Raw genomic sequence first — 450 nt, 5'->3', positions numbered from 1 at the left:
TTGTGGCTCTGCTACTACTTGCTGCACTGATTGCTCTTCTACTTGTGATTCTACTACCACCTGCTGCATTGGTTGTTCTTCCACTTGTGATTCTACTACCACCTGCTGCATTGGTTGTTCTTCCACTTGTGGTTCTGCTACTACTTGTTGCACTGGTCTATTCTCTACTCGTACATTAACAGAATGCTGCATTGCATTTGCCCTAGCTGCATGTCTTTCCATTAATCGTGTTCTATCTTGTTTCAACATAACAACATTAAATGGTACATGACGCTTTTTCTCACGTTCTGGTTCTTCTTTTTTTACAACTGGTTGTTCTTCTGCGACCGGCGCTTCTTCTACAACTGGTTGTTCTTCTGCGACTGGCGCTTCTTCTACAACTCGTTGTTCTTCTGCGACTGGTGTTTCTTCTACAACTCGTTGTTCTTCTGCGACTGGCGCTTCTTCTAC

1 pseudogene is annotated in these 450 nt (G+C 43.8%); it reads right to left on the bottom strand.

From position 1 onward, the window contains the following. Positions 1-450, bottom strand: a pseudogene (locus tag MR167_RS31795) (DNA translocase FtsK); the annotation flags it as partial.

Origin of the sequence: Bacillus cereus group sp. BfR-BA-01355 (assembly GCF_022663675.1) — a bacterium.
Taxonomy (GTDB): Bacteria; Bacillota; Bacilli; order Bacillales; family Bacillaceae_G; genus Bacillus_A; species Bacillus_A thuringiensis_S.
Note: the sequence above shows the minus strand (reverse complement) of the source record. Positions and strands in the feature narration are given on the sequence as shown.